Annotated in this window: 19 protein-coding genes; 11 read left to right on the plus strand and 8 right to left on the minus strand. The window is 52.4% G+C overall.

What is annotated here, in order from left to right:
- Window positions 1–253: 253 nt before the first annotated feature.
- Window positions 254–3,007, plus strand: a complete 2,754-nt coding sequence (locus CWE22_RS05380) for a putative bifunctional diguanylate cyclase/phosphodiesterase (protein WP_169930324.1) — start codon at window positions 254–256, stop codon at window positions 3,005–3,007.
- A 28-nt stretch (window positions 3,008–3,035) separates the two neighbouring features.
- Complete coding sequence (gene cysQ, locus CWE22_RS05385; RefSeq protein ID WP_169930325.1) at window positions 3,036–3,830, plus strand: 3'(2'),5'-bisphosphate nucleotidase CysQ; 795 nt, start codon at window positions 3,036–3,038, stop codon at window positions 3,828–3,830.
- Here the strand turns inward: cysQ and CWE22_RS05390 are convergent, their stop codons facing one another.
- Window positions 3,831–4,793 carry a hypothetical protein gene (locus CWE22_RS05390; RefSeq protein ID WP_169930326.1) on the minus strand — a complete coding sequence of 321 codons (963 nt, stop codon included), beginning with the start codon at window positions 4,791–4,793 and terminating at the stop codon, window positions 3,831–3,833. It lies immediately after the preceding gene.
- Between the two features lie 403 nt (window positions 4,794–5,196).
- Between CWE22_RS05390 and CWE22_RS05395 the strand changes: the two genes are divergently transcribed.
- Together CWE22_RS05395 and CWE22_RS05400 are read left to right on the plus strand one after the other, a co-directional pair.
- On the plus strand, window positions 5,197–6,531 hold the full coding sequence (locus tag CWE22_RS05395) for a HipA domain-containing protein (protein WP_169930327.1): 1,335 nt from the start codon (window positions 5,197–5,199) through the stop codon (window positions 6,529–6,531).
- On the plus strand, window positions 6,528–6,830 hold the full coding sequence (locus CWE22_RS05400) for a helix-turn-helix transcriptional regulator (RefSeq protein ID WP_169930328.1): 303 nt from the start codon (window positions 6,528–6,530) through the stop codon (window positions 6,828–6,830). The genes CWE22_RS05395 and CWE22_RS05400 overlap by 4 nt, the downstream gene beginning before the upstream one ends.
- 130 nt (window positions 6,831–6,960) lie before the next feature.
- Here the strand turns inward: CWE22_RS05400 and CWE22_RS05405 are convergent, their stop codons facing one another.
- The 3 genes from CWE22_RS05405 to CWE22_RS05415 form a co-directional block, all read right to left on the minus strand.
- Window positions 6,961–7,938: a hypothetical protein gene (locus CWE22_RS05405; protein ID WP_169930329.1), complete on the minus strand. Its 978-nt coding sequence runs from the start codon at window positions 7,936–7,938 to the stop codon at window positions 6,961–6,963.
- A gap of 376 nt (window positions 7,939–8,314) precedes the next feature.
- Window positions 8,315–9,601, minus strand: a complete 1,287-nt coding sequence (gene gabT / locus CWE22_RS05410; protein WP_169930330.1) for a 4-aminobutyrate--2-oxoglutarate transaminase — start codon at window positions 9,599–9,601, stop codon at window positions 8,315–8,317.
- 29 nt (window positions 9,602–9,630) lie between these two features.
- Complete coding sequence (locus tag CWE22_RS05415; protein WP_169930331.1) at window positions 9,631–11,094, minus strand: NAD-dependent succinate-semialdehyde dehydrogenase; 1,464 nt, start codon at window positions 11,092–11,094, stop codon at window positions 9,631–9,633.
- Window positions 11,095–11,211: 117 nt separating this feature from the next.
- Here CWE22_RS05415 and CWE22_RS05420 point away from each other — a divergent pair, with 117 nt between their 5' ends.
- The 6 genes from CWE22_RS05420 (at window position 11,212) to CWE22_RS05445 (ending at window position 20,019) form a co-directional block, all read left to right on the plus strand.
- Window positions 11,212–12,120 carry a LysR family transcriptional regulator gene (locus CWE22_RS05420; RefSeq protein WP_169930332.1) on the plus strand — a complete coding sequence of 303 codons (909 nt, stop codon included), beginning with the start codon at window positions 11,212–11,214 and terminating at the stop codon, window positions 12,118–12,120.
- Between the two features lie 93 nt (window positions 12,121–12,213).
- Window positions 12,214–13,386 (plus strand): MFS transporter, encoded by a 1,173-nt coding sequence (locus CWE22_RS05425; protein WP_169930333.1) that lies wholly within the window; start codon window positions 12,214–12,216, stop codon window positions 13,384–13,386.
- Window positions 13,387–13,419: 33 nt separating this feature from the next.
- Entirely contained in the window at window positions 13,420–15,267 is a 1,848-nt protein-coding gene (gene pdxR, locus CWE22_RS05430) for a MocR-like pyridoxine biosynthesis transcription factor PdxR (RefSeq protein WP_169930334.1), read from the plus strand.
- A gap of 115 nt (window positions 15,268–15,382) precedes the next feature.
- A complete protein-coding gene (locus CWE22_RS05435) occupies window positions 15,383–16,237 on the plus strand; it encodes a carbon-nitrogen hydrolase family protein (RefSeq protein WP_169930335.1) in 855 nt (284 codons plus the stop codon).
- A 48-nt stretch (window positions 16,238–16,285) separates the two neighbouring features.
- Window positions 16,286–18,736, plus strand: a complete 2,451-nt coding sequence (locus CWE22_RS05440) for a TonB-dependent receptor (protein WP_244595955.1) — start codon at window positions 16,286–16,288, stop codon at window positions 18,734–18,736.
- Between the two features lie 278 nt (window positions 18,737–19,014).
- Window positions 19,015–20,019 carry a sulfotransferase family protein gene (locus CWE22_RS05445; protein ID WP_244595956.1) on the plus strand — a complete coding sequence of 335 codons (1,005 nt, stop codon included), beginning with the start codon at window positions 19,015–19,017 and terminating at the stop codon, window positions 20,017–20,019.
- Here CWE22_RS05445 and CWE22_RS05450 read toward each other — a convergent pair whose 3' ends face one another.
- Both CWE22_RS05450 and CWE22_RS05455 read right to left on the minus strand, forming a co-directional pair.
- Window positions 20,020–21,729: a serine hydrolase domain-containing protein gene (locus CWE22_RS05450; RefSeq protein WP_169930337.1), complete on the minus strand. Its 1,710-nt coding sequence runs from the start codon at window positions 21,727–21,729 to the stop codon at window positions 20,020–20,022.
- Between the two features lie 424 nt (window positions 21,730–22,153).
- Window positions 22,154–22,564, minus strand: coding sequence for a helix-turn-helix domain-containing protein (locus tag CWE22_RS05455; RefSeq protein WP_169930338.1), 411 nt, complete (start codon window positions 22,562–22,564; stop codon window positions 22,154–22,156).
- Window positions 22,565–22,648: 84 nt separating this feature from the next.
- Here CWE22_RS05455 and CWE22_RS05460 point away from each other — a divergent pair, with 84 nt between their 5' ends.
- On the plus strand, window positions 22,649–22,906 hold the full coding sequence (locus CWE22_RS05460) for a TFIIB-type zinc ribbon-containing protein (protein ID WP_169930339.1): 258 nt from the start codon (window positions 22,649–22,651) through the stop codon (window positions 22,904–22,906).
- A gap of 12 nt (window positions 22,907–22,918) precedes the next feature.
- On the opposite strand, the gene CWE22_RS05465 is transcribed toward CWE22_RS05460, so the two are convergent.
- Window positions 22,919–25,240, minus strand: a complete 2,322-nt coding sequence (locus CWE22_RS05465) for a hybrid sensor histidine kinase/response regulator (protein ID WP_169930340.1) — start codon at window positions 25,238–25,240, stop codon at window positions 22,919–22,921.
- The gene (locus CWE22_RS05470) at window positions 25,237–26,436 is read right to left on the minus strand and encodes an EAL domain-containing response regulator (protein WP_169930341.1); all 1,200 of its coding nucleotides are present in this window, start codon (window positions 26,434–26,436) and stop codon (window positions 25,237–25,239) included. The genes CWE22_RS05465 and CWE22_RS05470 overlap by 4 nt, the downstream gene beginning before the upstream one ends.
- Window positions 26,437–26,550 lie beyond the last annotated feature (114 nt).

The following is a 26,550-nucleotide window of genomic DNA, read 5'->3' on the forward strand; positions in this document are numbered from 1 at the left end:
GACGTTGTGGGGATTGCGAGCAAACCTAGGGTACAGGCACTCAACAGTATAGAACGAAGCTTTGAACACATCATTAGAGAGCCTTGTAACCTACTTTTGAATCTTTATGAGTGAATTGAATCACATCAACAGCAAAATTAAAACATTTTTTTAACCCTGTTTTGTAAGGATATTTACGCCCAAGTATTCACTTCCAGCGCAATTCCCGATATAACAACTGACAGATTAAGACTTTAATAATTCTGGGGATCACATGCTGAACCGGATCAGCCGTTCCGCCGCCGTCGCTATGTACTTGTGCATCGCCTGCCTGTTTACCCTGGTAGGCGCTATTGGCACTGCTGAGTATTGGTTTTGGGGTGATCATCTAATCATGCCGGTACTACCCATATACAGCAGTACAACGATGCTGTTTTTTGGACTTGGTCTGGCTGCATTATTCTTTGAACGCAATCGTATACTCGTGTTACTGGCACTGGGTCTAGCAGTATTTGTCAGTTACATCATCGTGCAAATTTGGACGACTGGTTCAGCCGGTTTGGTGCGTTTACCACTCATTCTGGCACTCTCGCTGGCTACACTGACTACCGCCTGCTTCTTTGTCCCGATCCATAAGAATGGTGGGAGAAAACTCTGGCTCTATACCGCGAGCTTGGCACTGCTCGGTGTGTTCGCGATGCAGTTGTTCTTTTGGTTTCCTCAACTCACTGAATCCGTGAGCAATGGTACGCCTTCGAACGTCGAGACTTTGAAAGGTGGTGCGCGAGTTAGTAACCCCAACGCAATGGCGATTGCGGGTATTTGCATGTTCCTCGGCGCAATAGCGTTGTTTTTACGCTTACGGTTACCCGAAAAGTCACGCTACGTTCCGAAAAGAGTGATAACGGCAGCACTGCTATTTTTAGTTGTTGGCGTGCTAGTCTGGTATGTCATTACAGCGCAAAATATTCGATTGTATACCCAACAAACCGAAGCTCGTATCGATGAAATCGCAAGCAGTATTGATGAACGAATGAGCATGAATGAACACGCTTTTATGCGTATTCAAAAACGACTGGAATCGATGTATGAACCGTTCTTCCCGGATGGTTATGAAAGTGATTTAAAGCAGTTCGACACCGATTTTGAAGCGGTCGACGGCATCCTTATTTTCAGCCATGAACACAAAGTTTTGATGCACATAGGCCAAGGTAAAAACTACCTTGAGAATGGATACCTATCCACCGATTCCATGCAAGCCTGGCTACACAGTGGATTTACGCAGCTGTCCAGAGCTATTGTGTCGCGCTCGCTGGCTGAGGAAAAACCCAAGATGATCGTGGCGTTGCCGATCATGAGAGAAAACGTGCGTCATTCTATTCTGTTTTTCCTCGACATTCGCGAAATCGTGCAAGTCCCCCAGAGCATCCATTCCGTGCCATTGCACACCTTCTTAGCACTGACTCCGACGCTGTTTTTACCGATGGATGGGGGCGACCTCACCGCAGTCACTGATGTTGAAATAGCACAGCGCTATCAACACGGCATTGTGCGCGAAAAGTCTATCCTGAACTCAGCTGACCCCGGCTTGTTTTACAGTTATGTAGCAGATTATTCTGCGCTCTTTGACAACGCTCAACTGAATCAAATGTTGTTGTGGTTCACCATCGCATTCTGCGCCACATTAATCTTGGCATCCGACAACAGTCGCCGTCTGCGGATTGAGAAGCAACGCATCAGTGATATTGCCCGCTTTGATGACATTACTGGCTTACTGCGGCGAGACGCGTTCCACGACGATATTATTGCGGTTGGCGCCTGTAAAGAAGGCATTCGACGAGCGAATGCGATTATCTTTATCGACCTCGACGGCTTTAAACCACTGAACGACAGCTTCGGTCACGAACATGGCGATAAAGTATTAGCCGAAGTCGGCGCTCGCATTAAGAAGTCTTTACCGCCCTCAGCACAAATCGCGCGCTTTGGTGCTGACGAATTTATTGTGCATGTACGCAATACCAATCGGGAGCAGCTCGACGTACTGGCCATGATGCTACTCAAGCGCATTCGCATGCCCTATTTGGTCAATGGTTTTGAAGCCTTTGTGTCGGCCAGTATTGGTATCGCAGAATCAGATAAAGGCGACATTGATCCGAAGCAGCTGGTGCAATTAGCCGATGTTGCGATGTCGGAAGCAAAAAATGCGGGCGGTAACACCTATCGCTACTTTGTCGATGATATGGCGGAGAACTATCGTCGCACCTTTATGATGCGTAATCAGCTGCAAGCAGTGCTCGATCGCAATGGACTGGAAGTCTATTACCAACCGGTCATTGATGTCAGCTCTGGCGAAATGATTGGGGTGGAAAGCTTGGTCCGTTGGCAACAAGATGGCGAGTTTATGCCACCCGCATTGTTTATCCCGATTGCCGAGCAAAGCGGTCAAATTATCCAAGTGGGTGAGCAAGTGCTGCATCGCGTGTTGAAGGACATTCAGAACACGCCCCTGCTGCAACAGCTGCAAGTTTCCGTCAATGTCTCCTCGCAGCAATTGAAACGATACGATTTTGCACACTTCCTCGGCAGTTGCTTACGCAACTACAAAGTCAATCCGCAAAGGCTCTGCTTAGAGCTCACCGAGAGTGGTATGTTCGAGCAACAGAAATCAACAGAATCGCTGCTAGAGCGCTTGCGTGCTCTGGGCTGTCAATTAGCGATTGATGATTTTGGTACGGGCTTCTCGAACCTGTCCTATCTGAATACGCTGCCGGTGAATATCATCAAGATAGATCGCGCTTTCACCCGTGACCTCGATATCAATGAGCGGCAGCGAACCCTAGTCGGTAATATCATCTCGATCTGTAAACAATTGGATCAATGGGTCGTCGTCGAAGGCATCGAAACCAAAGAGCAAGTCGAGATGTTCACTGCGCTCGGATGCGACCGCATGCAAGGCTACTACTTCGCCCGCCCTATGCCGCTCGCAGACCTCCTCAACTACGGCGAAAATATGGTACATTCAAGCTAACCAAACGAATCGAGCTGAAAGGGACTTTATGCAGAAGCCAGATGTATTGAAAGGAATCGAAGCCATTGCTGTAGCTGCAGGCAAAGCTATTATGGGCATTTATAATGCGCCCGATTTTGCCGAGCGGGCAGCGGTATCGGTCAAGGGAGACGATAGCCCGCTCACGCAAGCCGATTTGCAAGCCCATCATCGTATTGTAGAAGGTTTGGCGGCGCTTGCTGACAAGGAGCTGGCGGCATTGCCAGTGTTATCCGAAGAATCGGCTCTCGTTGACTGGTCAGAGCGACGCACTTGGGATCGTTACTGGTTAGTCGATCCACTCGATGGCACCAAAGAATTTATCAAACGCAACGGTGAGTTCACCGTCAACATTGCCTTGATTGAAAACGGTGTTCCTATTTTAGGTGTGGTCTACGCCCCTGCTTTAGACAAACTCTATTCGGGCGTGCGCGGTCAAGCCAGTTGGCTCAATGACTCGTTACTCGGCACCTGCCATGAACTGCGAGCACCGCGTCCAGCGGGGTCGGTGCTGCGGGTGGTAGGTTCGCGGTCGCATCAATCGCCAGACATGGCAGAGTTTCTGTCGCACTTAGATCAACCCTATGAACTCGTACCCATGGGCAGTAGCCTCAAAATCTGCATGCTGGCAGAAGGCTTAGCTGACTTATACCCGCGCTTGGGTCTGACCTCCGAATGGGACACGGCTGCAGCCCATGCGGTCTTGCTCGGTGTCGGGCTCGACATGCATGACCTGACCGGTGAACCGCTGCGCTACAATCAAAAAGACTCGCTGCTCAATCCGTTTTTCATTGCCCGCTGCTGATCACCACAGCAGCGTCAGTCGACCACCCAGAATAATTTCGTCATCCAAATGCTGCACGTCCAGCGTCAACAATTGCTCATCGGTAGCCGCATAACGCAGATAGGTTTCTAACTGCGTTCGGCTTTCCTCGGATTCACTGAACAAACGCGACACACCAGCACCGAGCGTCCATCGTTGCCACGTATAGTCATGCGCAATACCCACAAATTGGTCATTCTGTTCGGCGTCATTTGTCGTTAAGCCAGCTCTTATCATCCAATGCCTTGCACCAACCGCTCTGCTGGCAGTCGCAAAAATGCCTCGGCCCTCTTGCTCCTCGGTTGCGAACCAAGCACCGCCGCGCAACTCCCAGTTTTGATAAGTGGCATCGAGTGAAGTAATCACAAAAGTACCCCGCCCCTCGGCATTCAAATCCCAAAGCTCGCCATAGGTTCGCTTTGCCGTATCACCCAATCCCACCGCACTCGCCACCGCAGTTTTCCACGTGAGCTTATCGGTAATCTGTTGTTCAACATAAATACCGAGTGTGTAATCCGGAAAGGCAATAACCGGATTATTGGTGAGATCGGCTGCCATAAACTGAGTGGTTTCGTCATTCGCAATACGGCCAAGGTCAAAGTAGCCGGTCAAGTCCATCAAACCCACTTCAACAGCACGAGCGTTATGCTGAAATACATACACCAACTCCGATACTTGCAGACGGCCATTACCTCGACAATCGAGCGCAGTGCCCACATCCGCATTCGCTTGCGGGAATAGCTCACTCACGCCATTGCGGTGCGGCGAGCTATTGCCCTCAATGAACAGCCGCCACCCATGCGCGCCAGCCTGGCTCTGGAATACCAAGTCGGTCGACACAAACCACTCACTCTCTGCGGCATTCGAATTCGCCAAACTCTGCGTGGACGCAACCGCCGCACCACTCACATCTACCGCCAATAAAGCCGCTGCTAGCCAAAGCATCCTATGATTTCCCTATTCCCCAAAATTCTAGGTACGTGGCAAATCACCGATCAGATGCAACTTTGCTCAGTCCGCGAGCGGCAGCAAGAGAATGGGCTTGTTCGAAGCTATATTCATCATCGAAATGTTTCTGTCTCGCTCCATCATGCAAATGAGTATGTATGTTGGAGGCCACCTCGGAAAATGGTGTTCACATGCATCAAACACACACGCTCCTAGCTCCTAGCTAATAGCAAACAGCGAATAGCGATTTGTCATTCACTGTTCACCACCAACCAATTAACGTCTACTATATTAGTCAGAAATAATCAAAATCTCAATTTATGACTATTATTCTAGACATTTATTGACAATTCCGTGGTTTTTGACTAATTTACTAGACAGGGATGAATTGAGGCTCACGATGCTAGTAACACTACAACTTTACAATGATAGTCAGTGGCAGGATGGCTTTCAGTTGCAACTGCTCCAGCCCGAACTCGGCCGCCGCAGCCCTGTTCGAATTGAAGTCGTGCGCGACTATGCTGTTCGCTATTTCGGAGAGAAGCACTCACTAAGTTATACGTCTAAGCAAGAAGTGAATCCTATGGATATTGCTCGCTATAACAGTTGGCCTGCTTTGCTTGACGATATCATCCCGACTGGATATGCCCGAGCGAGGTGGCTTGAGAGTCTCAGCCTCGTAGATGCCTCTGAGTCCGAACAGGCTCTTGGACTCCTCACAAAAGCCGCTATCAGTCCTATAGGTAATATTCGAGTGAAAGAATCACTCAGCAACATTTCAGAGGACACAGATTTTAATCTCGAAAGCATGCGTTTTAGTCAATCCGATGTGGTGGAACGTGATCATGACTTCTTGAGTTATGCCCAGAGTCGTGGCGCTCTATCGGGCGGTGCAACAGGAGCGGGTGGCATTGCCCCCAAACTATTGATTCGAATGAACGCATCCTGCGAAGTCTGGATAGACGCATTACAGGATGATGTCAGTGCCGATACGCACTATTTAGTGAAGTTTCCGCGGGGCAAAGAATCTATCCATCAAGATATATTGCGCGCGGAAGGAGCCTACTATCGCCTTCTCGATAAATGGTTACAAATGAACACTATTGATACCTCAGCAATGTTGCTGATCGAAGGGCAACGACACCCCTCGCTTTGGTTACCAAGGTTTGATCGACAGTTTCAGCAGACTGCCCATGGCTCTATGGTTGAGCGGTACGGAGTCGAGTCTGTTTACTCTTTAATGAATCGATCAGCCGGTAGCTTGTTAAGACACGAAGATGTACTTGCCACATTGGCAAGTGTTTGCAGCACAGCAGACAAGCAAGCACTAGCGCTTGAATATCTGAAGCGTGATTTGTTGAATGTTATTTTCGGCAATACGGATAATCATGGCCGGAATATTGCAGTCATCAAAACTGCTACGTCGACCGAGCTAGCGCCAATATTTGACTTTGCGCCCATGAGAGCGGATCCGGAGCAAATCATTCGTACAACCAAGTGGTCACAACCATTTGAGCGTGGTGCCGAATTCGAATGGCTCGCGCTTTGCGATGCACTGAGCGACTACGGCGACCCGCGCTTCTTCAAACAAGAACTTTGCCAATTTGCTGAGCGATTAAGTGACCTCCCGCATCAATCTGTCGCTTTTGATGTGCCAACTGCCATCCGCGACTTTCCAACGATTCAACTCGCTAGAACGCCTGAGAAATTGCGGCGATGGGGGCTTATCGCATGAGTAAAAAGCAGCCAATTGATCGGTTCAAGCTGAAGGCTGAATTGGTGCAGCAAATGCTGGACGGAACTATTAGCATGGGGCAAATGGGAAAACGGATCCGGTCGGAAGGTTTGCAGATGACTCAGGAAGAAGTCTGCAAGCTGCTTGGGCTCAGTCGACAAGTCGTCAGTGACATCGAGAACGATAATGGCAACCCGCGCCTCGATAGTTTACAAAAGTACTTCAAGCTTATGGGCTTGGAGATCGCGTTGTTGCCAAGGCAACGCAGCGAACTCCAGCCCATCACGTCAAATACCTAGCCCATGCTATTGGAAGGCGGGGCTGGTTTTGTTGAGCTCGTTGACGGTTTGGGTGAAGCCGTATTCGTCGTTGTCGCTCACGTAGTAATAACCCCCCCCACCTGCTGCGTCCCCAGCAACTGCGTTGCCGTCAAGGCTGTGCTTGCTGCGACTTTACTGCGTCCAACTGCTGACGGAACTGCTTCAGGTTTTGTTGCTCTTCAGCGGACAGCGCCGACATCTGTTCCTCATGCAACGCAACTTGCCTATCGAGATCATTGAACCGATGCGGCAACGGACCAGCGTTATAAAGCTGACCCAGCCAGCCTACCATCAACAATGATGGACTGTTGGCGGTATCGGCTTGCACCATTCGCTGCCAGGCAATTTCGAAATCACACGGATGGTCACGATAGTAACGACGCATCTCAATACCCGCCAAAATGATATTGCCTAAATAGTGCGTCCGGTTGAGATTCAGTGCGTTCTTCGCAGCATACTCGGCATCCTGCATATTGCCTTGCATCTGTCGAATCTGCGCAATAAAAGCTCGGGGCTCGGGACGATCGGGGTATTGATTTGCGAGGTCCTCCGCTTTACCAACAGCAACGGGAATATCAGCGGGGCTCGTGAGTTGAATTGCCGCCAACTCGGGCATACTTTGCTGAATCGTCTTGCCAATAAGATTGTACTGCGGTTCAGCACCCTTGCCCCAGCGCTCCTGCCATTTCGCTTCAATGTCCTCCATTTCCATGAAGTCGGAGTTGCCATTTGCAGGGATAGGCATCAATGCCCAAGCGTCAAAATATTCCCGCTGAAACGTTTGCCGCGTGGTCTCCGCTTTCAACAATATCTCGTCCGCAACATCCTCATTCGGAGCCAACTGCTGCTGCCAGCAATAAGCTGCAAACAAATCGCGATAACCATCACGCGAGGCATACACATTTCGGTCAATCGCTTGCATGGGCTCCAAGTAAAACGAAATCAGCTCCAACTTGGCTTCATTGCCATTATTTTGCGCCGAAGCTTTCAACCGTTGCTCATGATCTTTCCGCATCATCAACTCGTCCGCCGCGGCAGCGAATGACAGCGCTGCCAGCACCACCACCATTAACATCCCTACCCGCATAGTTTTTATCCTCATAATCCCAATACCAAGATCAATCATAGACCAAAAAATCCAGGTGTCAGCCCCCACTCCGAGGGGGGGGCTCTGCAAAGAGTGACGGCTTGCTCCCACGACTATCAAACAGGCATTCACAAATAAAATACTTCACCCGTGAGTCATCACAGAAATTAGTACGTATGTTGGAGAGTCCTTCGAAAAATGGTGTTCACATGCATCAAATATGCAAGAAACGGGGGTGCTGGTGCAGCATATATGCCGCAGGTTTTCCTATATCTGCGGCATCTGAACCCAAACTATTCAGGGCATACCAAACACACACGCTGCTGGCTCTTGGCTTTCAGCTCTTCGCTAGTAGCTAGTAGCCAGTAGCTAGTAACTAGCAGGCGGCTCTGCGGAACAGCACGTCGAAGGTTTCGAGTGCCTCGGCCAGAATGGTATCGTCCATAGTTAGCGCAGGCAGGAAGCGGATCACGTTGCCGTAATAGCCACAGGACAACAAGATCAAGCCATGTTCTGGTGCTAACTGAATCAGTCTTTGTACCAACCCCGTATTCGGCTTCGAAGCATCGCCATCGTGCACCAGCTCCAGCGCAATCATCGCGCCCACTTGGCGCACTTCCAGAATCAACTCCGGAAAGTCGGTACGCAGAGCCCCTAAAGCCCGCGAGAATTCAGCGCCGATAGCTACCGCGCGCTCAATCAGTTGCTCCTCTGCAATCACATCCAAAACTGCAAGTGCGGCTGCGCACGCCACCGGTGAGCCGCCATAGGTACCGCCCAAGCCGCCCACATGTGCGGCGTCCATGATCTCGCTACGACCAACCACCGCTGCCAATGGCAAACCGCCCGCAATCCCTTTAGCCATGGTCATCAAGTCTGCTTCCACACCGCTATATTCTGCGCAGAACATCCGTCCCGTGCGACCAAAGCCGGTTTGAATTTCATCCAGTATCAGCAGAATGCCGTGCTCGTCACAGAGTCCTCGCAACGCCTGCAAAAATGCCGGTGATGCTGCATAAAAGCCGCCTTCACCCTGAATCGGCTCAACTATAATGGCGGCCACATCCGCGGCTGCTATCGACGACTTAAAGATATGCTGCAGGCATGACAACGACGTCTGCTCAGATACCCCATGCGAAGTCATGGGGAACGGCGCATGATAAATATCCGCCGGGAATGGCCCAAACGTGGCTTTGTAAGGCGCTACTTTGCCGGTTAATCCCATCGCGAGGTTGGTGCGCCCATGAAAGCCGCCAGTAAAGGCAATCACACCACGGCGGCCGGTAGCTGCCCGCGCAATTTTCACGCAGTTCTCTACCGCCTCAGCTCCGGTGCTCACAAACAAGGCCTTTTTCGCCGATGGGCCTGGTGCTAAGCGCGTCAAACGTTCGGCAAGTTCCACCGCTACTTCATAGGGATTCACCATCACGCAGGTATGCGAAAAGGCTTCCAACTGGCGCGTTGCCGCAGCCACGACTGCTGGATGCGCATGCCCGGTATTGCACACCGCAATACCCGTGCCTAAATCAATATAGCGTTTGCCTTCAACGTCCCATACTTCCGCGTTGTGAGCCCGCTCCACATAAACCGGATACACATTGCCTTGCCCGCGGGCAAAGACGGCTAATTTACGTTGTTGTAATTCTGCGTTTGTTGTCATCATTCGTTCCTTCTTATTCTCTTAGAGCTGGCTTAAATGCCGCCAATACTTAAATATTTGGTTTCAACATAATCATCGAGCCCGTACTTCGAGCCCTCACGGCCATAGCCACTCTGTTTCATGCCGCCAAATGGCGCAGCAGCGTTGGAAATCGCGCCATCGTTGATGCCGACCATGCCAAACTGCAATCCTTCTGCTACTCGTAAACAGCGGCCGATATCGCGGCTATACAGGTAAGCTGCCAAACCATATTCAGTGGCATTCGCTAACGTCAGAGCCTCGGCTTCATTACGAAAGCGGATTACCGGAGCGACCGGACCAAAGAGCTCCGACTGCGCCAATTCAGAATCGTTACGCACATCCGCAACCACACATGGATGCAACCACGCGCCGTCACCTTGCACCGCCTCAGCACCCACGAGTCGTGCACCATCTGCCACCGCGCGACTCAGCAATTCCCGCAACCCCGTAGCTGCCCGTTCATGGATCAGTGGCCCAATTTGCACATCATCCGCCGAGCCATCATCCGTAAACGCGGGCCCCACTCGCAACGCACTAACACGCGCCGCCAAACGCTCAGTAAACTCATCAGCTATGGCAGCATCCACCAGTACTCGGTTCGCGCACACACAGGTTTGCCCCGCATTGCGAAATTTCGCCAGCATCAAACCATCCAGTGCTGCTTCTATATCGGCGTCGGCAAATACAATAAAGGGGGCATTGCCGCCCAGTTCCAGCGACACTCGCTTGACCGTCGACGCACACTGCGCCGCCAATAAGCGTCCGACCCGAGTCGAACCAGTAAAACTGAATTTGGCGACCGCCTGATGCTGCGTCAGCACCTCGCCAATAGCTGCTGACGCCGTGCCCGCTACCACCGCAAAAGCAGCTGCGGAAAGGCCTGCGCGAACCGCTAAGCGATGTAAAGCAAATGCGGATAACGGCGTCTCCTGCGCGGGTTTAGCAACCAAAGTACAACCTGCAGCCAAGGCTGCTACAGCTTTACGCGCTAGCATCGCCATTGGGAAGTTCCATGGCGTAATCACTGTCACCACACCCACTGCCTGCTTGGTCACAAAAATGCGCTTGCTGCTTGCGGGAGCAGGAATGGTATCGCCGTAGAGTCGTGTGGCTTCTTCCGCAAACCACTGCACATAGGAGGCGCTGTACTCAATTTCACCAATCGCTTCAGCCACCGGTTTGCCTTGCTCATAGCTCAGCAAGGCACCCAAATCAGCGCGGTGTTCGAGCAACAAATCCGCCCACCGAAACAGCACCTTGGCGCGTTCGCGTGCCGCCAGCCCTGACCAGCGCGGAAACTCGGCTGCTGCCGCAGCAACGGCCACCGAGGCATCGGCCGCCGAGGCATCGGGCACCCAAGCAAAGTCCTCACCCGTGGCCGGATTCATCACTGCAAAACTATCTGCGACCTCATAGAACCATGTCGCATCGAGCAAATCGTTGTCTACTACACCCTGCAGGGGTTTCGGATTCATGGCTAAGCTCCACATCAGCACTCAAAGAATGCCGTTAGTAAAGCAAAAACCCTTTACTTCATTAAATATAAAGTTATTAATGTATACTTATTAAAATACAAAACTAAAGAGGCGTTCATGTTCGCAGATCGTCAACTGACTGACTTTGATCTCAAACTTTTGCAGGTGTTTCGGACCGTGGTCGAATGCGGGGGCTTCAGTGCCGCAGAAACCGAGCTCAATGTCAGCCTCTCTGCCATCAGCACTTATATGAGCGACTTGGAAACGCGCCTCGGGCTCACGCTCTGTCGACGCGGCAGGCAAGGTTTTGCGCTCACGCGAGAAGGACAGTCGGTGTATGCCGCTATCCTCGAACTCAATGACGCCCACGACAGCTTTCGCCACGCCATTGCCAAGGTCAGCCGTGATCTCAGCGGCGAATTGACCATTCTCTGTAGCGACCAACTCGATCAGCCGCGCCAGCAGCACTTAGCCAAGGCGCTGCATTACATTCACATGCAGGCCCCTACCGTCGAAGTGAGTATTGACTTACTGCCGCTACAGCAAATTGAGCTTGCCCTGCTCAAGAACCAAGCGCACATGGCGCTCATGCCCGGTTACCGACAAATGGATGGTTTGGCCTATCAGCCAGCGTTTAGCACGCCCATTTATTTATGTTGTGGTAAAGCCCATCCGTTATTCAAACAGCCAGATACCGACATTACCGAAGCCGCACTCAAAGACTTTCCAGCGGTGCATCCTGGCGTCAATATCAACCCTGACGGCCGCAAACTCTTACAATTACTCCAACCACAAGCCAAGGCATATCAGTTCGATGCACGCTTAAGTCTGATTTTATCGGGCGCTTATCTCGGCTTTTTACCGGAGGCATTGGCGCATCCCTACATCGCGACCGGCGAACTGCGCTTTATTCAACCCGAGCATTTTCACTATCCGTTCGAGCAATTTTGGGTCACCCGCAGGCAGCCGCGCGAGCCCGAAAAAGTTGAGTTGGCCCTTAAAGCAGTCAACTGGCACCATCAATGATTAAAAACTGGCTCTCGTACCTGTAACTGAAGTTGATAAGGTATCCATCAGGCTAACGAACGCTCATTCATAATAATAAAAAAGGATCTCGCTATGCCATTTGTGGCTACCACCGTTGCACCGAACGGCTATACCGCTCGACTCATGCTCGCCTTTCTGGCAACGGCGGGATTCTTCTATGTCAATTTAATGCCGGCTATCGTCAGTGGTCTAATCAATGGTCTTGGCTTCTCGAACCAAGACGCTGGCTTTATCGGTTCTTTGAATATCTACGGTGCTGCCTTTGGCGCTTTTGCGGCTATTTTTATTATCCGCAAAATCCAGTGGAAGCCCGTTGCCTTGTTCTTGTTGGTCGTACTTATCGCCATGGACGGCTTTTCTATGTTGATCGACCAAGAACTCACCATGATGATCATGCGCTCCGTGCATGGTTTTGTCGGCGGCCTCCTGGTCGGTATTAGCTTTGCTGTGATTGCCCGTACTGAAGACCCACACAAAACCTTTGGTATGTTGCTGTTTGTTCAGTTTGGCTTAGGCGGGCTGGGCGTGATGGTACTGCCACCTTTGGTGCCGGTATTGGGAAGTTGGATCTTGTTCGCTTCGCTCATTGCTTTTTGTGTCATCTCCCTGATCATGCTGCAATTCCTGCCGGATTATCCGGTGAAGATTCGCGATCCCAAGCAGATTATTGCTCCCATCCAGAAGCGCCCGCTCGGCTTTGCCATCCTGTCCGTCTTTCTATTTCAGGCCGCCAATATGGCGCTCTATGCCTACATTATTGACCTGGGTGAAGTCGCTGGCCTCAATCTCGATTCCACCATTAGCCCAGCTCTGGGCGTATCCGCTTGGCTTGGCCTTGCCGGCTCTGGTTTTGTCGTCTTAATGGGCGCTAAATTTGGCCGTACCTTGCCAATTCTGGGCGGCATTTTAATTACCGCCGCAGCAACTTTTGCTTTGCATTACAGCTTCCACGAATGGGTATTCTGGCTCGCCAATATTCTGGTCGGTATTACTTGGGCATTCTCCATTGCCTACTTGCTGGGCGTGTGCAGCGAATTCGATAAAGCTGGCCAAATGGCCGCGCTCGGTGGCTTTGCCTCAAAAATGGGACTGGCCTCCGGGCCAATGTTCGCCGCCTTTATTGTCGCCGATTCCGAATACGGGCAATTGATCACTATCGCTACCGTATTGTTAATTGCTGCCGCCTTTATTTCTCTGTACCCATCGCGCATTCTCGATAATCAGTCTGCAGACGAAAGCATCTAGACAGCGGCTGTCGACAAGCTCTACACTGCGTGCATGATGCAGCCTTTATTTGTCCTTGATACTCAGGCCTCCAGTAACGGAGCGGCCAATTTACAGCAACAGCTGATGCAAAAGCTGGTGCAGGCCATTTCTATGGGCCACTTTGCCTGCGGCAGTAAAATGCCATCGAGTCGCAAACTCGCCGAACAACTGGGTATCGCCCGCAATACCGTAGTTGCCGCCTACGAGCAGCTCATCGACGAGGGCTATCTCGAAAGCAAAGAACGCAGTGGCATTTATGTTCGTGCCGATTTATACGATCAACACGCACTTGAGCCTCACGGCGAACAACTGCAAACACCCAGCGAACCCGAGCAACAAGCGCAAGAAAACGACTGGCAACGCCGCCTAAACAAACTGCGGCTGGATCATCTCGCACCGCCCTATCCGCCCAACTGGCAACAGTTTCCGTATCCCTTTATTGATGGCCAGTTCGACCCGAGTTTATTTCCGGTCCAACAATGGCGCGAATGCTCCAAACTCAGCCTGAACGTCAGTGAAATCAAGAACTGGGCATCGGACAGCGGCCACGACGACGATACCTTGCTGACCGAAGAAATTCGCACCAAAGTGCTACCCCGGCGAGGGATCTATGCCAACAAAGATGAGATTTTAGTCACCCTAGGCTCGCAACATGGGCTGTATTTGCTGACTCGTTTACTTCTGAATAACCAAACCCTAGTAACTATTGAAGAGCCTGGTTATCCCGGCATTCGCCAGCTGGCACAGCAAGCTTACAGCCCCATTCACTTGGCAGAAGTGGATGAAGACGGCATTATTCCCAGCCAAATACCCGCGCATACTGATGTGCTCTACGTCACCCCGAGCCATCAAATGCCCACGGCAGTGACTATGCCGATGGCGCATCGCGAACAAATTATTCAGCAAGCACGCGACGACGACTTCATCATTATTGAAGATGATTACGAAAGTGAAAGTAACTTTGTCGCGCAACCGCATCCGGCTATCAAGAGCTTGGATACCGACGGCCGGGTGATTTATGTCAGCAGCTTCTCCAAAGTACTAGCCCCCGGCCTGCGCCTTGGCTTTATGGTCGCGCCAGCACCGTTGATTAAACAAGCACGACAGCTGCGAACCTTGATCTCGCGCCATCCACCTGCGAACAACCAGCGCGTCATGGGCTTGTTCCTCTCGCTCGGTTACTACGACCAAACCTTGCGTAAGCTCAATCATGAACTGGCTGAGCGTTGGCAAGAGATGCGCGAGGCATTGAATCATTATCTGTCCACGCGCATTGTCACCAGTCGCACGGTAGGCGGCAGTACCTGTTGGATTGAAGGCCCAACCCAACTGGATAGTCGCGAGTTTGCGGCAGAAGCCGCCAAGCAAGGGATCTTGATTGAACCGGTCACCCGCTTTTTCGGCGGCAGTACCAAGCCGCATCATTACTTCCGCCTCGGTGTCAGTAGCATCAAAACCGAGTCGATTCGGGCTGGTGTCGAACTCCTAGCGCAGCTGATGCGTCAGTGGGAACAGCAAGATTCTACCCGCCAACAAACCGCCGACCAGTGGGGTAAACGTCTGCAAGGTGCCAAGTTGCGCGACTTTGCTAGCCGCGTCGAGTTTATCGGCCGCACCGTATTCGGCGACCCCTACCGCATACGGTTACATGCCGACGGCAGTATGGTGGGCTGGGAAGGCTATCAAGATGAACGCCACGATGTTGGGCAATGGTGGCTGGAAGGCGACCGCTGGTTCCGCCAATGGCAAGAATGGAGCTACGGCGAAACCCTGGGCTTTGAAATCTATACGGATAACAACCGCATTAACTGGGTCCGCGACGGCAAACTGGTCGACTCAGCCTTTTATCGCCTGCATTAGGGAGCCAAAGAAACCAAACCCGCCGAAACTGGCTCTTAAACTCGTCCGTAACTGGACCTATTCCTCGCCAGTTTAAAAAACTACCGTAGATCCATGTCCCAAATTGGAGTCATGGATGTCTGACAATATTTTTACCCTCGCTGGGTTACAACTGAATCTCAGCGCGAATACGGATAACTTCGAGCATATCGAAGCCCAAGTGATGGCAGCCAAGCGCCGCTATCCGCATCTGCAAATGGTGGTGATTCCGGAGCTGGCAACCTTTGGCCCAGCGCCGCGCTATGCGGCCCAATTACCCTGCAAAACCGATAAAAAATTTCAACAACTGGCCCGTGATGCGGGTGTGTGGCTATGCAATGGTTCACTGTTTGAACGTGACGGCGACCATATCTACAACACCTCCAGCGTCTACAACCCGCAAGGCGAAGTGGTCTGTCGTCATCGCAAGCTCTATCCGTTCTTACCTTATGAAGAAGGGATCAGTGCCGGCACTGACGCGCAAGTCTTTACTATTCCTGGCGTGGCGACCTTTGGCGTTTCGATTTGCTACGACCTCTGGTTCCCAGAAACCACCCGCTCACTGGTTTGGCAAGGCGCCGAAGTGATTCTTCACCCGACGCTAACGAACACCATCGACCGTGATACCGAACTCGCCATTGCCCGCGCGAGCGCGGCCACCAATCAAGCCTATGTGGTGTCGGTGAATGCGGCTGCGACCATTGGTGTTGGCCGCTCGATTATTGCCGGCCCAGGCGGTGAAGTGATTCACCAAGCCGGTGATCAGCATGAAATGATCTTGATTGACCTGGACCTCAACTATTTACGCCGCGTTCGTGAAAACGGCTGGCATAGCTTGGGGCAACCACTGAAAAGTTTTCGCGATGCTGCACATTCGTTTCCGCAGTATCAAGCCCAACGCTCAGCGAGTCTGGATGCACTCGGACCGCTCGCAAAACCAAAAACTTCCTGAAACAGCATGACTTTTTCAGACATAATAATAAACAGAGGGGATAGCCCGATGACAACCACACTTAAAACCAAGAACAACATGCACAACCCAGAGTTTAGTCGCTCACCGCTCGCGCTTGCCGTGAGCTCGGCGCTGCTGCTCGGTGCTTTCGCACAGCCGCTCGCGGCGCAAGAGCAAGACGCAGAAGCGCGTGCTGAGGCTGACGAACGTATTACCGTGACCGCCACTCGTCGGCCGACAACGGTGAATGAAATCCCCTACAATATCTCGGTGCTCTCAGGCTCTGAGCTGGAAGAACGCAACATTGTCGACCAAGTGGACGTGATGCGCGAAACCCCAGGGATCACTGTGGTCGACCGCGGTTATCGGAACTCGGGCGTGATCAATAACATCGTGATCCGCGGCATGAACGTGGACTCGGCGGGCAATGGTGACTTCGCTGTGAATGCCGTACCGACGGTGAGCACCTATGTGAATGACACACCTTTGTTTGCCAATTTCATCTTAAAAGACATCGATGCGGTCGAGATTTTGCGCGGACCACAAGGCACCTTGTATGGCTCCGGTTCACTGGCAGGTACGGTGCGTTATCGCTTGAACAAGCCAGACCTATATAGCGGCTATGCGCGCGTTGAAGGTGGCTTGGCACAAGCAGAAGGTTCTGACGGCTTTAACAAAAACTACTTTGCTTTGGTCAACCAACCACTGAGCGATACCATGGCGGTGCGAGGCTTCTTGGGTCGCATCGACAATGCCGGTATTGTGGACTACGCCAACGTCTACGCCTTAAATAGCAGCGGTGAGCCGCTTGCACAAGGTGGCGATATTGCTAACGGCGATCCAATCTTTGAACGGGTTGAAGATGCCGACACAGCAGAAATCACCTACGGTCGTATCGGCGTATTATGGCAGCCGAATGACAACTTCTCGGCATTGTTCAGTCATCATTTCCAAGACGATGACATTGGCGGCCGACGCCAAGTCACCACCGGCACCAACTGGGTGGATGGCACAGAACAACCGTACGATGACTACGAAAATGGTGCGGTGCATCGCGAGCCTGCAGAACGTGAAGTCAGCGCCACCTCGTTGGAACTCGAGTGGGATCTTGGCTTTGCCACCTTGTCATCGAGCACCTCCGACTATGAGCACGAAGGTACGTCAACATCAGATAACAGCGGCTTCTACGCTCAGAACAACTGGTTTGCTTGGTACTACGGTGGTAGCCCACGACCGCTGGCCATTGCCAATCGTTTCTATGAAGACTCTGGCTTTACGCAGGAGCTACGCTTAGTCTCCAATGGCTCCAATGAATTCGACTGGATTATCGGTGCTTTCTACTTTGACCAAGACACCGCTTCAGGACAAGACAGCTTGATGCCAGGCTTTAGAACTTGGGCACAAGCCAGCGGTTTTGACGATACGCTCGCCAGTTGGGGCGGTACCCTCACCGATCAAGACTTCTTGTATCGTGACAACCGCAGTGTGAAAGAACTCTCGTTCTACGGTGAGTTAACCTGGAATATCAACGACAAGCTCAGCACCACGGTAGGCTTGCGTCACTTCGACAACGACATCAGCAACGATACCACTATTGAGCTACCCATTTATCCGGGCCCAGCCAATGTCGACTCTGACTTTGATGACAATGGCACCTTATTCAAAGCCAACGTGTCTTATGATGTGACCGCTGACATGATGTGGTACGCCACAGTGTCTGAAGGCTATCGTCGCGGCGGTACCAGCGCGGTTCCACTGACTGGCGCCTTTGCGGAAAACCCAGAATACCTGAGCTATGAACCCGATAGCGTGGTCAACATCGAAACAGGTATTAAGGGCTCTGTGAATCGTCATAACTATTCGATTAGCTTGTTCCGCATGGACTGGGAAGACCCACAGCTGAACATTGCCACGCCAAACTGGGGTTTCTATGCAGCCGTAAATGGCGACGAAGCGCGCAGCCAGGGTGTCGAAGTGGAGTTTAAAGGCTTCTTAACCGACAGCATCAAGTACAACCTCGGTTATGCCTATGTCGACGCGGAGCTAACCAAAGATTTAGTGGTGCCATCAGGCAACCAAGCCAATCCTTCAAGCTACGTTTACGCCGAAGCTGGCGAGCAATTGCCAAGCATGGCGAAGAACACCTTTAGTGCTGGCTTAAACCACTCGATGGATCTGGACAGTGGCTTCTACTTGGTTAGCAATGTCAGTGCTTACTATCAATCTGACTCGCGCAATGCCTTGGGGAACAATCCAAAGTTTGACATCGATTTACCGTCATTCTGGATTGCCAACGCTTCAACGACCTTGCACGCGGATGACTGGAAGGTTACGCTCTTCGTGAAAAACATCTTCAACGAAGAAGGGGTAACGGGCGTGTTGTCAGAAGGCTACATGGGCACGGACCCGGACGAGAACTTCTATGGCAACAGCTCGAAACAATACATCAGTCAGCCACGCACCATCGGCGTTCAGTTTAGCTACAACTTCGGTTGGTAAGCATGCAGGATAGTTCCAGCTTGGCTGCGGCTGCGCTGCGAGCTTCCGAAGCAGGCCATTATAGCGCGGCGGTAGATCTCTATCGCCGCGCTCTTTTTTGTGCTGCGGCAGCTGAGCGTCCAACGCTACTATTCAACCTCGCTACGATGCTGCGCATCACCGGCGACCTGACCGGAGCTGAACACTGCTTAGATGAAGTGCTTGAGCTGCGTCCGGACGACGCGGAAGCCTGGCTTCTGCGCAGCGGCCTGCGGCGCTGGTCGCTTGCTGACAACCACATGTCGGAGTTGCGGGCGGCGCTGGCTCGCACTGCTTCGGGTGCGGTGAAGGCACGGGTGCAACTGGGCTTTGCCCTTGCCAAAGAACTCGAAGATTGTGCGGTCGGCGCAGATGATTTGACGCTGCTCGCCGACAGCTTTGCTGTGCTGCGCGACGCCTGTGCATTAAGGCGCCAACACATTCAATACGATATCGCCGACGACATTGCCACTTTACGTAGCTTGCGCGACCGAGTGGCGCACGTTGCTCCTTCGATGACGGCAACAGCCACAACGTCTAGTGCGGCGCGGCCGATTTTTGTAGTGAGCTTGCCGCGCGCAGGCTCCACCTTGCTGGAACGCATGCTGGGCTGCGCGGAAGGCGTGCACTTGGCTGGTGAACTCAATCAGTTTCCCGCGGCACTGGGACAAGAGTTGAAGCGCGCTTTTATTGCCAAAAATGGCAGTTCGCGACCGCCACGCAAAGCCGAACTGGTCGGCTTAACAGATGAGTTGGATTCCGCGGCAATGGGTGCAGCTTACCGTGCCAACATACCATCGCTACCTGCGGAAACCCGTGCATTTGTCGATAAGCTGCCGCTGAATTTACTCAATATCGAGCACATTCTGCGTGCCCTGCCCGACGCCCATATTGTCTATGTACGCCGGCAACGCGAAGACCATTGCTACGCTATCCTGAAGCAGCTCTTCGCCCAAGCCTACCCATGGTCCTACTCGACAGACGAGTGCTGCGCCTACTACGATGCCGTTACCGACATGATGCAGCCCTGGCTGAACGCCAAACTGCCGCGTTTGCATGTGGTCGATTACGAAGAGCTCGTCCAACAGCCTGAAACCACTTCCCGCGCGCTATTCGAAGCGCTCGGCCTCACCTGGACTCCAGCGGTACTTGAATTCCACCGCCGCAATAGCAGCGCCAGCACCACCGCCAGCGCCGCCCAAGTACGGCAACCACTCACCTCCCGCAGCATCGGCCTCGGCCAGCACTTCTTCACCACTGACTAGCTACTGGCAGGCGGGGCTGATTTTATTGAGCTCGTTGACGGTTTTGGTGAAGCCGTATTCGTCGTTGTCGCTCACGTAGTAGTACACCATGTCGTTGGGCAGTAGCACCACGCCAATACCACCAAAGCCTGACATGTAGGGTACCCAACTATTGTTGGGGCAACTGATGATACTGGATGCACCCAAGTCATAGGCCCAGAAACCATACCGATAACGACTGCTGGACGTACCGGTGGTGACACCGCCATTGCTGGTGGTCTGCATGGCATCGGCTAGCATGGTGGGATCGAGTACCTGCTGCGAATCGACTACACCGTCATCAATACTGGCAAAGCGTCCCAGTTTCAGGAAATCATCGCTGAGCAAACTCAAGCCGAAGCCAGCCCACGGCATCGCCACGGTGTCGTAGCTGCGGCGGGTGCCATAGCTGAGCGGACTCAGCTCCAATGGCTGCCACAAATCAGGAACTAGCAAGTCGTTGTAATAATCAGCAGTGCTGCCTTCTTGCTGCTGATAAAACGCTTGCATGCCAGCGCTCAGAATATAGGTATCGGAGCTGTGGTACACAAACAACGAACCGGGTGTCGACTTGCGCGGATAATCACAGGCATGACTGATTTTGTCGGCATGGGTAGCGGTTAAGAAGAAGTCATTGACGGTTGCTGTAGAACCTTCATCGACCGAGTCACCAGAGGAGTCATAATTGCCGGTCACCATGCCAAGAGCATCGGCAAATGTGACGTCACTCCAGCGGCTAGTCGGACACTGGCTGACATAGTCACTGACAATCAAATCCTTCTGCGAACCACTGTAGCGATTCTCCAACGCCATCAACGTGTAGCCACCGACCACTGATTTGGCGGTGGAATACGACGGCAACGCCATCACATCACAGAAGGGGTAATCACCCTGCCGCGTGGCACAAGCACCCTGATAATGCACACCAGCATAATAAACACCATAGGCACTACGATGGCTGGCAGACTGATCACTCCCAATAGCACTGACACTCACGCCAGCACTGGGATAATCCGTTGCCAACGCACTGAGCGGCTTCACGGGGATGCGTGCTGCTTGTTCGGCCTCGTAGGCACTGATCACAGCACTTGCGAAACTGAGTGTTTGCGGGTCATAGTCGGCTGCGAGCTTGCCATGCAAGTTGTACTTGAAGTACTGACAGGTTTCCTGCGCAACTTGATACGCCACCTCGGAAATACTGCCATCGTTCTTAAACAAAAACGTCATGACACCATTGTGAATACAGTTGGCATTAACCTCCTGCAGCGCAAACGGCAGCGCCACGCGGCTGTAACCCTGATCACCCGTTTCTTGCCACACACGGCCAGGCGACAGAATTAAATCCCAGGACGGATGCCCGGTCTGAATCAACTGCCGCTCCAACGGCAACAAATGGGTGCCATGCTGCACGAACTCATAGGCAAAACTCGGTAGAGTCTCTGGCGTCGTGTACGCACTCGCTAGGCTAGTGCCCTGCTCGCTGAGCGTGCCCGCCTCAATCGTCAGCGTCAATGTTCCACTAAACGTATTCTGTGGATTCGCTGCCTCCGCAGGCACCGCATAATGCTGATAATTCACCAGCCCCACCTGCTGCGTCCCCAGCAACTGCGTTGCCGTCAGGGCCGTGCGCCCAGTATCACCATCCCCACTTAACAGCAATATACCCGCGGCCATAAACAGCGAACTACCCATGTGCTTTATACCTGCATCCTGTTCAAAAAATATGCAGGATTACCATGCCACCCACTCTGGCTCCACCATAGAGCCAGTTCCTACCAATCGATAGAACCAACCGCTGGGCTGGGCATGCGCGGATATTCACAGGCGATATGGAGCGCTCAAATCCCATCATGGAGATTAGTACGTATGTTGGAGAACCCTTCGGAAAAATGTGTACATACGCATCAAATATGAGAAAAACGGGGGGTACTGTTGAAGCATATCTGCTGCAGGTTTTTCCATATCTGCGGCAGCTGAACCAAAACTTCTCAAGCCCCTCTGAATACACGCACGACCGGTATACAGTTAATAGTAAACAGTTACTCGCTACTGGCTATTAGCTAGTGGTTATTCGCTTTTCGCTAGTAACTAGTAGCCAATAGCTAATAGCGAGTGGCTAGAGATATGGAGCCATGACTTTGAGGAAAGCGTCGCGGCGAGCGCGGCGTTCGCGGGCACTGGGTGGATTTTTCAGCTGGGCGTTCACCAGCTCAACGAATGGACGCGACAGTTCCAGCCGATACAGCACCACAAATAGACAATGGGTACTCACCGAGTGACCGCGTTCGAGGCGCGATATGGTGGCGCGACTTGAGTTTGCAAGAAAGGCCAGATCATCTTGCGTGGCAACATGGCGCCGCTCCAGCCGAATCAGTTCGCCTAGCTTGCGCGCCAGCTCCTCTGCTTCGTCGGCAAATAGCGTATTGTTTTCGAAATCGTAGTATTCATCTTCAAAGCCAATCATCGCGCATCCGTCCAACCAAAACATAAAGCCTAGCTCCACAGCTCCAGCCTGTCTGTAAGCCACAGGCTTAAATCTCCGTGCGCGGAGTCGGAACTTCGCAAAAGCGCTGAGGTCTAGGTTATATCTTTCTATGTATGAGGTCGCGCTATGAAATGCCCAGTATGCCCAGAAGAAAAGCTGATGATGACGGATCGTCAAGGCATCGAGATTGACTATTGTCCAAGTTGTCGTGGAGTGTGGCTCGACCGCGGCGAGCTCGACAAAATTATCGAGCGTTCAGCAGCGCCAGCAGCACCGCAACCTCAACAACAGCCACAGCACGGTCATCACCCGGGCTACAACCAAGGCTATGGCCATAAAAAGTACAAGAAAAAGAGCCTACTCGGTGAAATCTTCGATTTCTAAGTAAAGCGCCCGCTAGGGCGCGAGCAGGACTTCGCGGACTTTGCTAGCTAGCTCTTGGCGCCGATAGGGCTTGCTCAACAGATGGACGCCGGCATCTAAGCGGCCGTGATGAACGATGGCATTTTCGGTGTAGCCGGAGGTAAAGAGTATCTTCATATCTGGGTACAAACGTTGCGCTTCAGCAGCGAGTTGCGGACCATTCATACCGCCTGGCATCACCACATCGGTGAAGAGCAAATCGAAGCGCTCTTGTTCAAGCATCGACAAAGCCTCTTGGCCCGAGCTCGCTGCTTCAATGTCATAGCCCAAAGCCGCCAGCTGTATGATGACATGTTGACGTACTAAGGCGTCGTCTTCGACAATTAAAATGCGCTCACGCCCGCCCTCTGGCTCAGCCGCAGCAGCAGGTGCAACCACCTCATCCGCAGCAGCAACCGCACGCGGCAAATACAGCTTAATAGTGGTGCCGTGTTGGAGTTCTGAATAGATTTTGATGTGCCCATTAGACTGCTTCACATAGCCGTACACCATACTAAGGCCAAGCCCGCTGCCTTTGCCGCGATCTTTGGTCGTGAAGAATGGCTCAAAGGCATGCTGGATCACCTCTGGTGTCATCCCCGTGCCGGTATCCGACACCGACACCAGCACATAATCGCCCGCGACCACGTCACCATGGGCACTGCTGTAATCTTCGTCCAGTTTTACGTTGCGACTTTCAATCGTGAGTTTACCGCTGGCCGGTGCGCCACCTTCGGACATCGCGTCACGCGCGTTGATCGATAGATTCAAAATCGCCGATTCAAATTGCGCGGGGTCAATATCCGCCAACCACAACGATGACTCGGTCAGCAATGCTACTTCAACGCCTTCGGCTACCGTGCGCTTGAGCAGCGGTAACATGCCGTGCAGTAACTCGTTCAATTGTGTCGGTTTTGGCTCCAACGGTTGTCGCCGCGCAAACGCCAACAAACGGTTGGTGAGCTCTGCACCGCGCTCCGACGCGCTGACTGTCATGTCTGCAAGTGGCTTTAAGGCGTGGTCGTTAGGTAACTGTTCGGAAATCAGTTCCGCATTCCCGAGAATTACCGTCAGTAAGTTATTAAAGTCATGTGCGATACCGCCGGTGAGCTGACCGACGGCTTCCATTTTCTGCGACTGATACAAGCGCTCGTCGAGTTCGCGTCGTTCGGTGACATCCAAGATACTGCCAATCAGTCGCACCGCATTGCCTTTTGCATCGCGCGCGATGTAACAACGGTCATTCACGAAAGCCACCGAGCCATCGGCACGCACAAATCGGTAATCATGATTCCAGTGCGAACAGTTTTTGTCGTGCATGGCGGCGTAGTACCCTTCCACCACCTGTTCGCGATCCTCGGCAAAAATATGCTGCACCCAGGATTCATCGGGATCGTCACCCTCATCACGGCGTGGATGCCCGAAGCGCTCGGTGTATGCCTCACTCCACCACAATACATTTGCCGCGACATCCCAATCCCAAATCACATCATTGGTGGCGCGAGTCACTAAGTCGAATCGTTCTTTCGCTCGCTTCAGCGTCTGCTCTGCGCGTCGCTCTGCAGACACATCGCGGAAATACACTGCCAGGCCTTCGGGGCTCGGATAGGCATCAATCTGCACCCAAAAATCGAGCGGCACGAAGTAATCAGTAAAGCGCACTGTTTCACCACTCTCGACAGCTCGCCGATAAGACGTTTCAAATTCAGAGCCCACCGCTTCAGGAAACTCATCCCACATGGAGCAGCCGATCAAATCATCAGCTTCGCGCATCAACAGCTTCTCAGCTTGCGAGTTTACAAAGGTAAAATTCCAGTCTTCGTCGAGCATAATAAAGGCATCACTCATACTCTCGAGCGTATGCCGTAATTGCACGCTGACGGACTCAGCTTGGTCAAACGCCAACATCTGCGCAGTGACGTCTTTTGGGGAATGTAAAATATAGGCAACCTGACCCTGCGAATCGAATACAGGTGAATTGGTGACCTGCCAGTACCTCTCAACAAAGCCGCCCCCTTCCGACTGGGGCCGTTCAATAGGATAACGCACAGCATTCATGGTGTCGGGCTGGCCGGTGCGCACCACTTTGTTCAGTGACTCGGCGATGGTTTGGGTGCCGAGCTGGCTGGTTGCATCATCTGGATCCGCTGGGTAGGCTTCAAACAGCAAGCGCCCAATCAAGTCCTCGCGCTCACGCATAGTGGCTTTGAGAAAACTATTACTGGCCGCCACAATACGGAACTCACGTGGCTCCAGAATCAATAACAACGTGGGCGTTTGGAGGAATAACTGTTCGTAATCTAATGGCTCACTCATGACACCCGCTCCGGCACCTCGGGACGGTAGTTCGCGAGCCACATCAACAGCGTATCGCCAGCCATCGGGTGGCCAATATAGAAGCCTTGCGCATGCTCACAACCCGCCAACGCCAAATACGACAAGCTTTCCTCATTCTCGACGCCTTCCGCGGTGGTGGTCAGTTTCAATGCCTTGGCTAAGGCAATGAGTGCCGCCGCAATTTTGCGCGACTCCTCGGAGCGCGCCAGCGGAATAATAAAGTTCTTATCCAGCTTGAGTTCAGAAAAAGGTTGTCGTACCAACTGCTCTAGCGACGAATACCCCACACCGAAGTCATCAATCGCCACGCCATAGCCTTTTACGCGCAGTTGGGTCAGCAACTCAAGCGCCATCGACGGATTCTCCGCAGCACTGGTTTCAGTTACTTCCAACTTGATACGCTGTGACTCCAACCCACACTGAGAACAGAGCTTGTGAATGGTCTGCGGATAATTGGTCTCTGCAAGAATACTCGGCGAGGTATTCAATGCCAATGTGAGTCGACTCTCGCGAAAATGCTCGGCAAACCAACAAATGGCCTGCGAGAACACCTGCTGAGTGAGTTGGTGAATTTGTCCGGTGCGTTCAGCGAGCGGAATAAAACGGTCAGGCGAAATAAGCTCATGCTCAGGACTGATAATACGCACCAACGCCTCAAAGCCGGTCACGCGCCGGGTATGACAGGATATTTGCGGCTGATAAAACACCACTAACCGCTTTTGGTCGAGCGCTTGTTGGAGCTCTTCACTAGTAAGTTCTGCAGTTCTCGGAGCGCTCGCAGCGCTATTGGTATGGTCAATGTAGTCTTTGAGCAGTGCTTTCAGCGCGCTCATACGGAAGGGCTTGGGGAGCACACCCGCCACTTTAAGGCCACTTTCTGCAGCAGCCGTCTGTGCTGACTTCAGTACCTTCTCGCCGAGCCCGCTCACAATAATCAGGGTTGCATCACATTGTTCGAGCACCAGCTGTCGCATCACTTCAACGCCGTCGACACCTGGCATTGCTAGATCAAGAATGAGGTGCGTCGGCTCAAACTCATGCAAACAAGCAAAAAATTCCTTCGCATCGGTACAAGAACGTGCCTCAAAACCCGCAATTTTCGCCATTTCACGAATAGTACTACTGACCTCAAAATCGTCATCGAGTACCAACAATCGCCCCTGCAAATCTCCCATGACGGTTTGCCACCTGTGGTTAAAGGTTGTACAAATGTTTACCTCAAGTTACCACAAATTGGCTATTTGACAATCATTTAAGGAACCCTCAGCGGGGTGCTAGACCGCGCGCGG

This window comes from Pseudidiomarina aestuarii, assembly GCF_003987355.1.
Taxonomy (GTDB): domain Bacteria; phylum Pseudomonadota; class Gammaproteobacteria; order Enterobacterales; family Alteromonadaceae; genus Pseudidiomarina; species Pseudidiomarina aestuarii.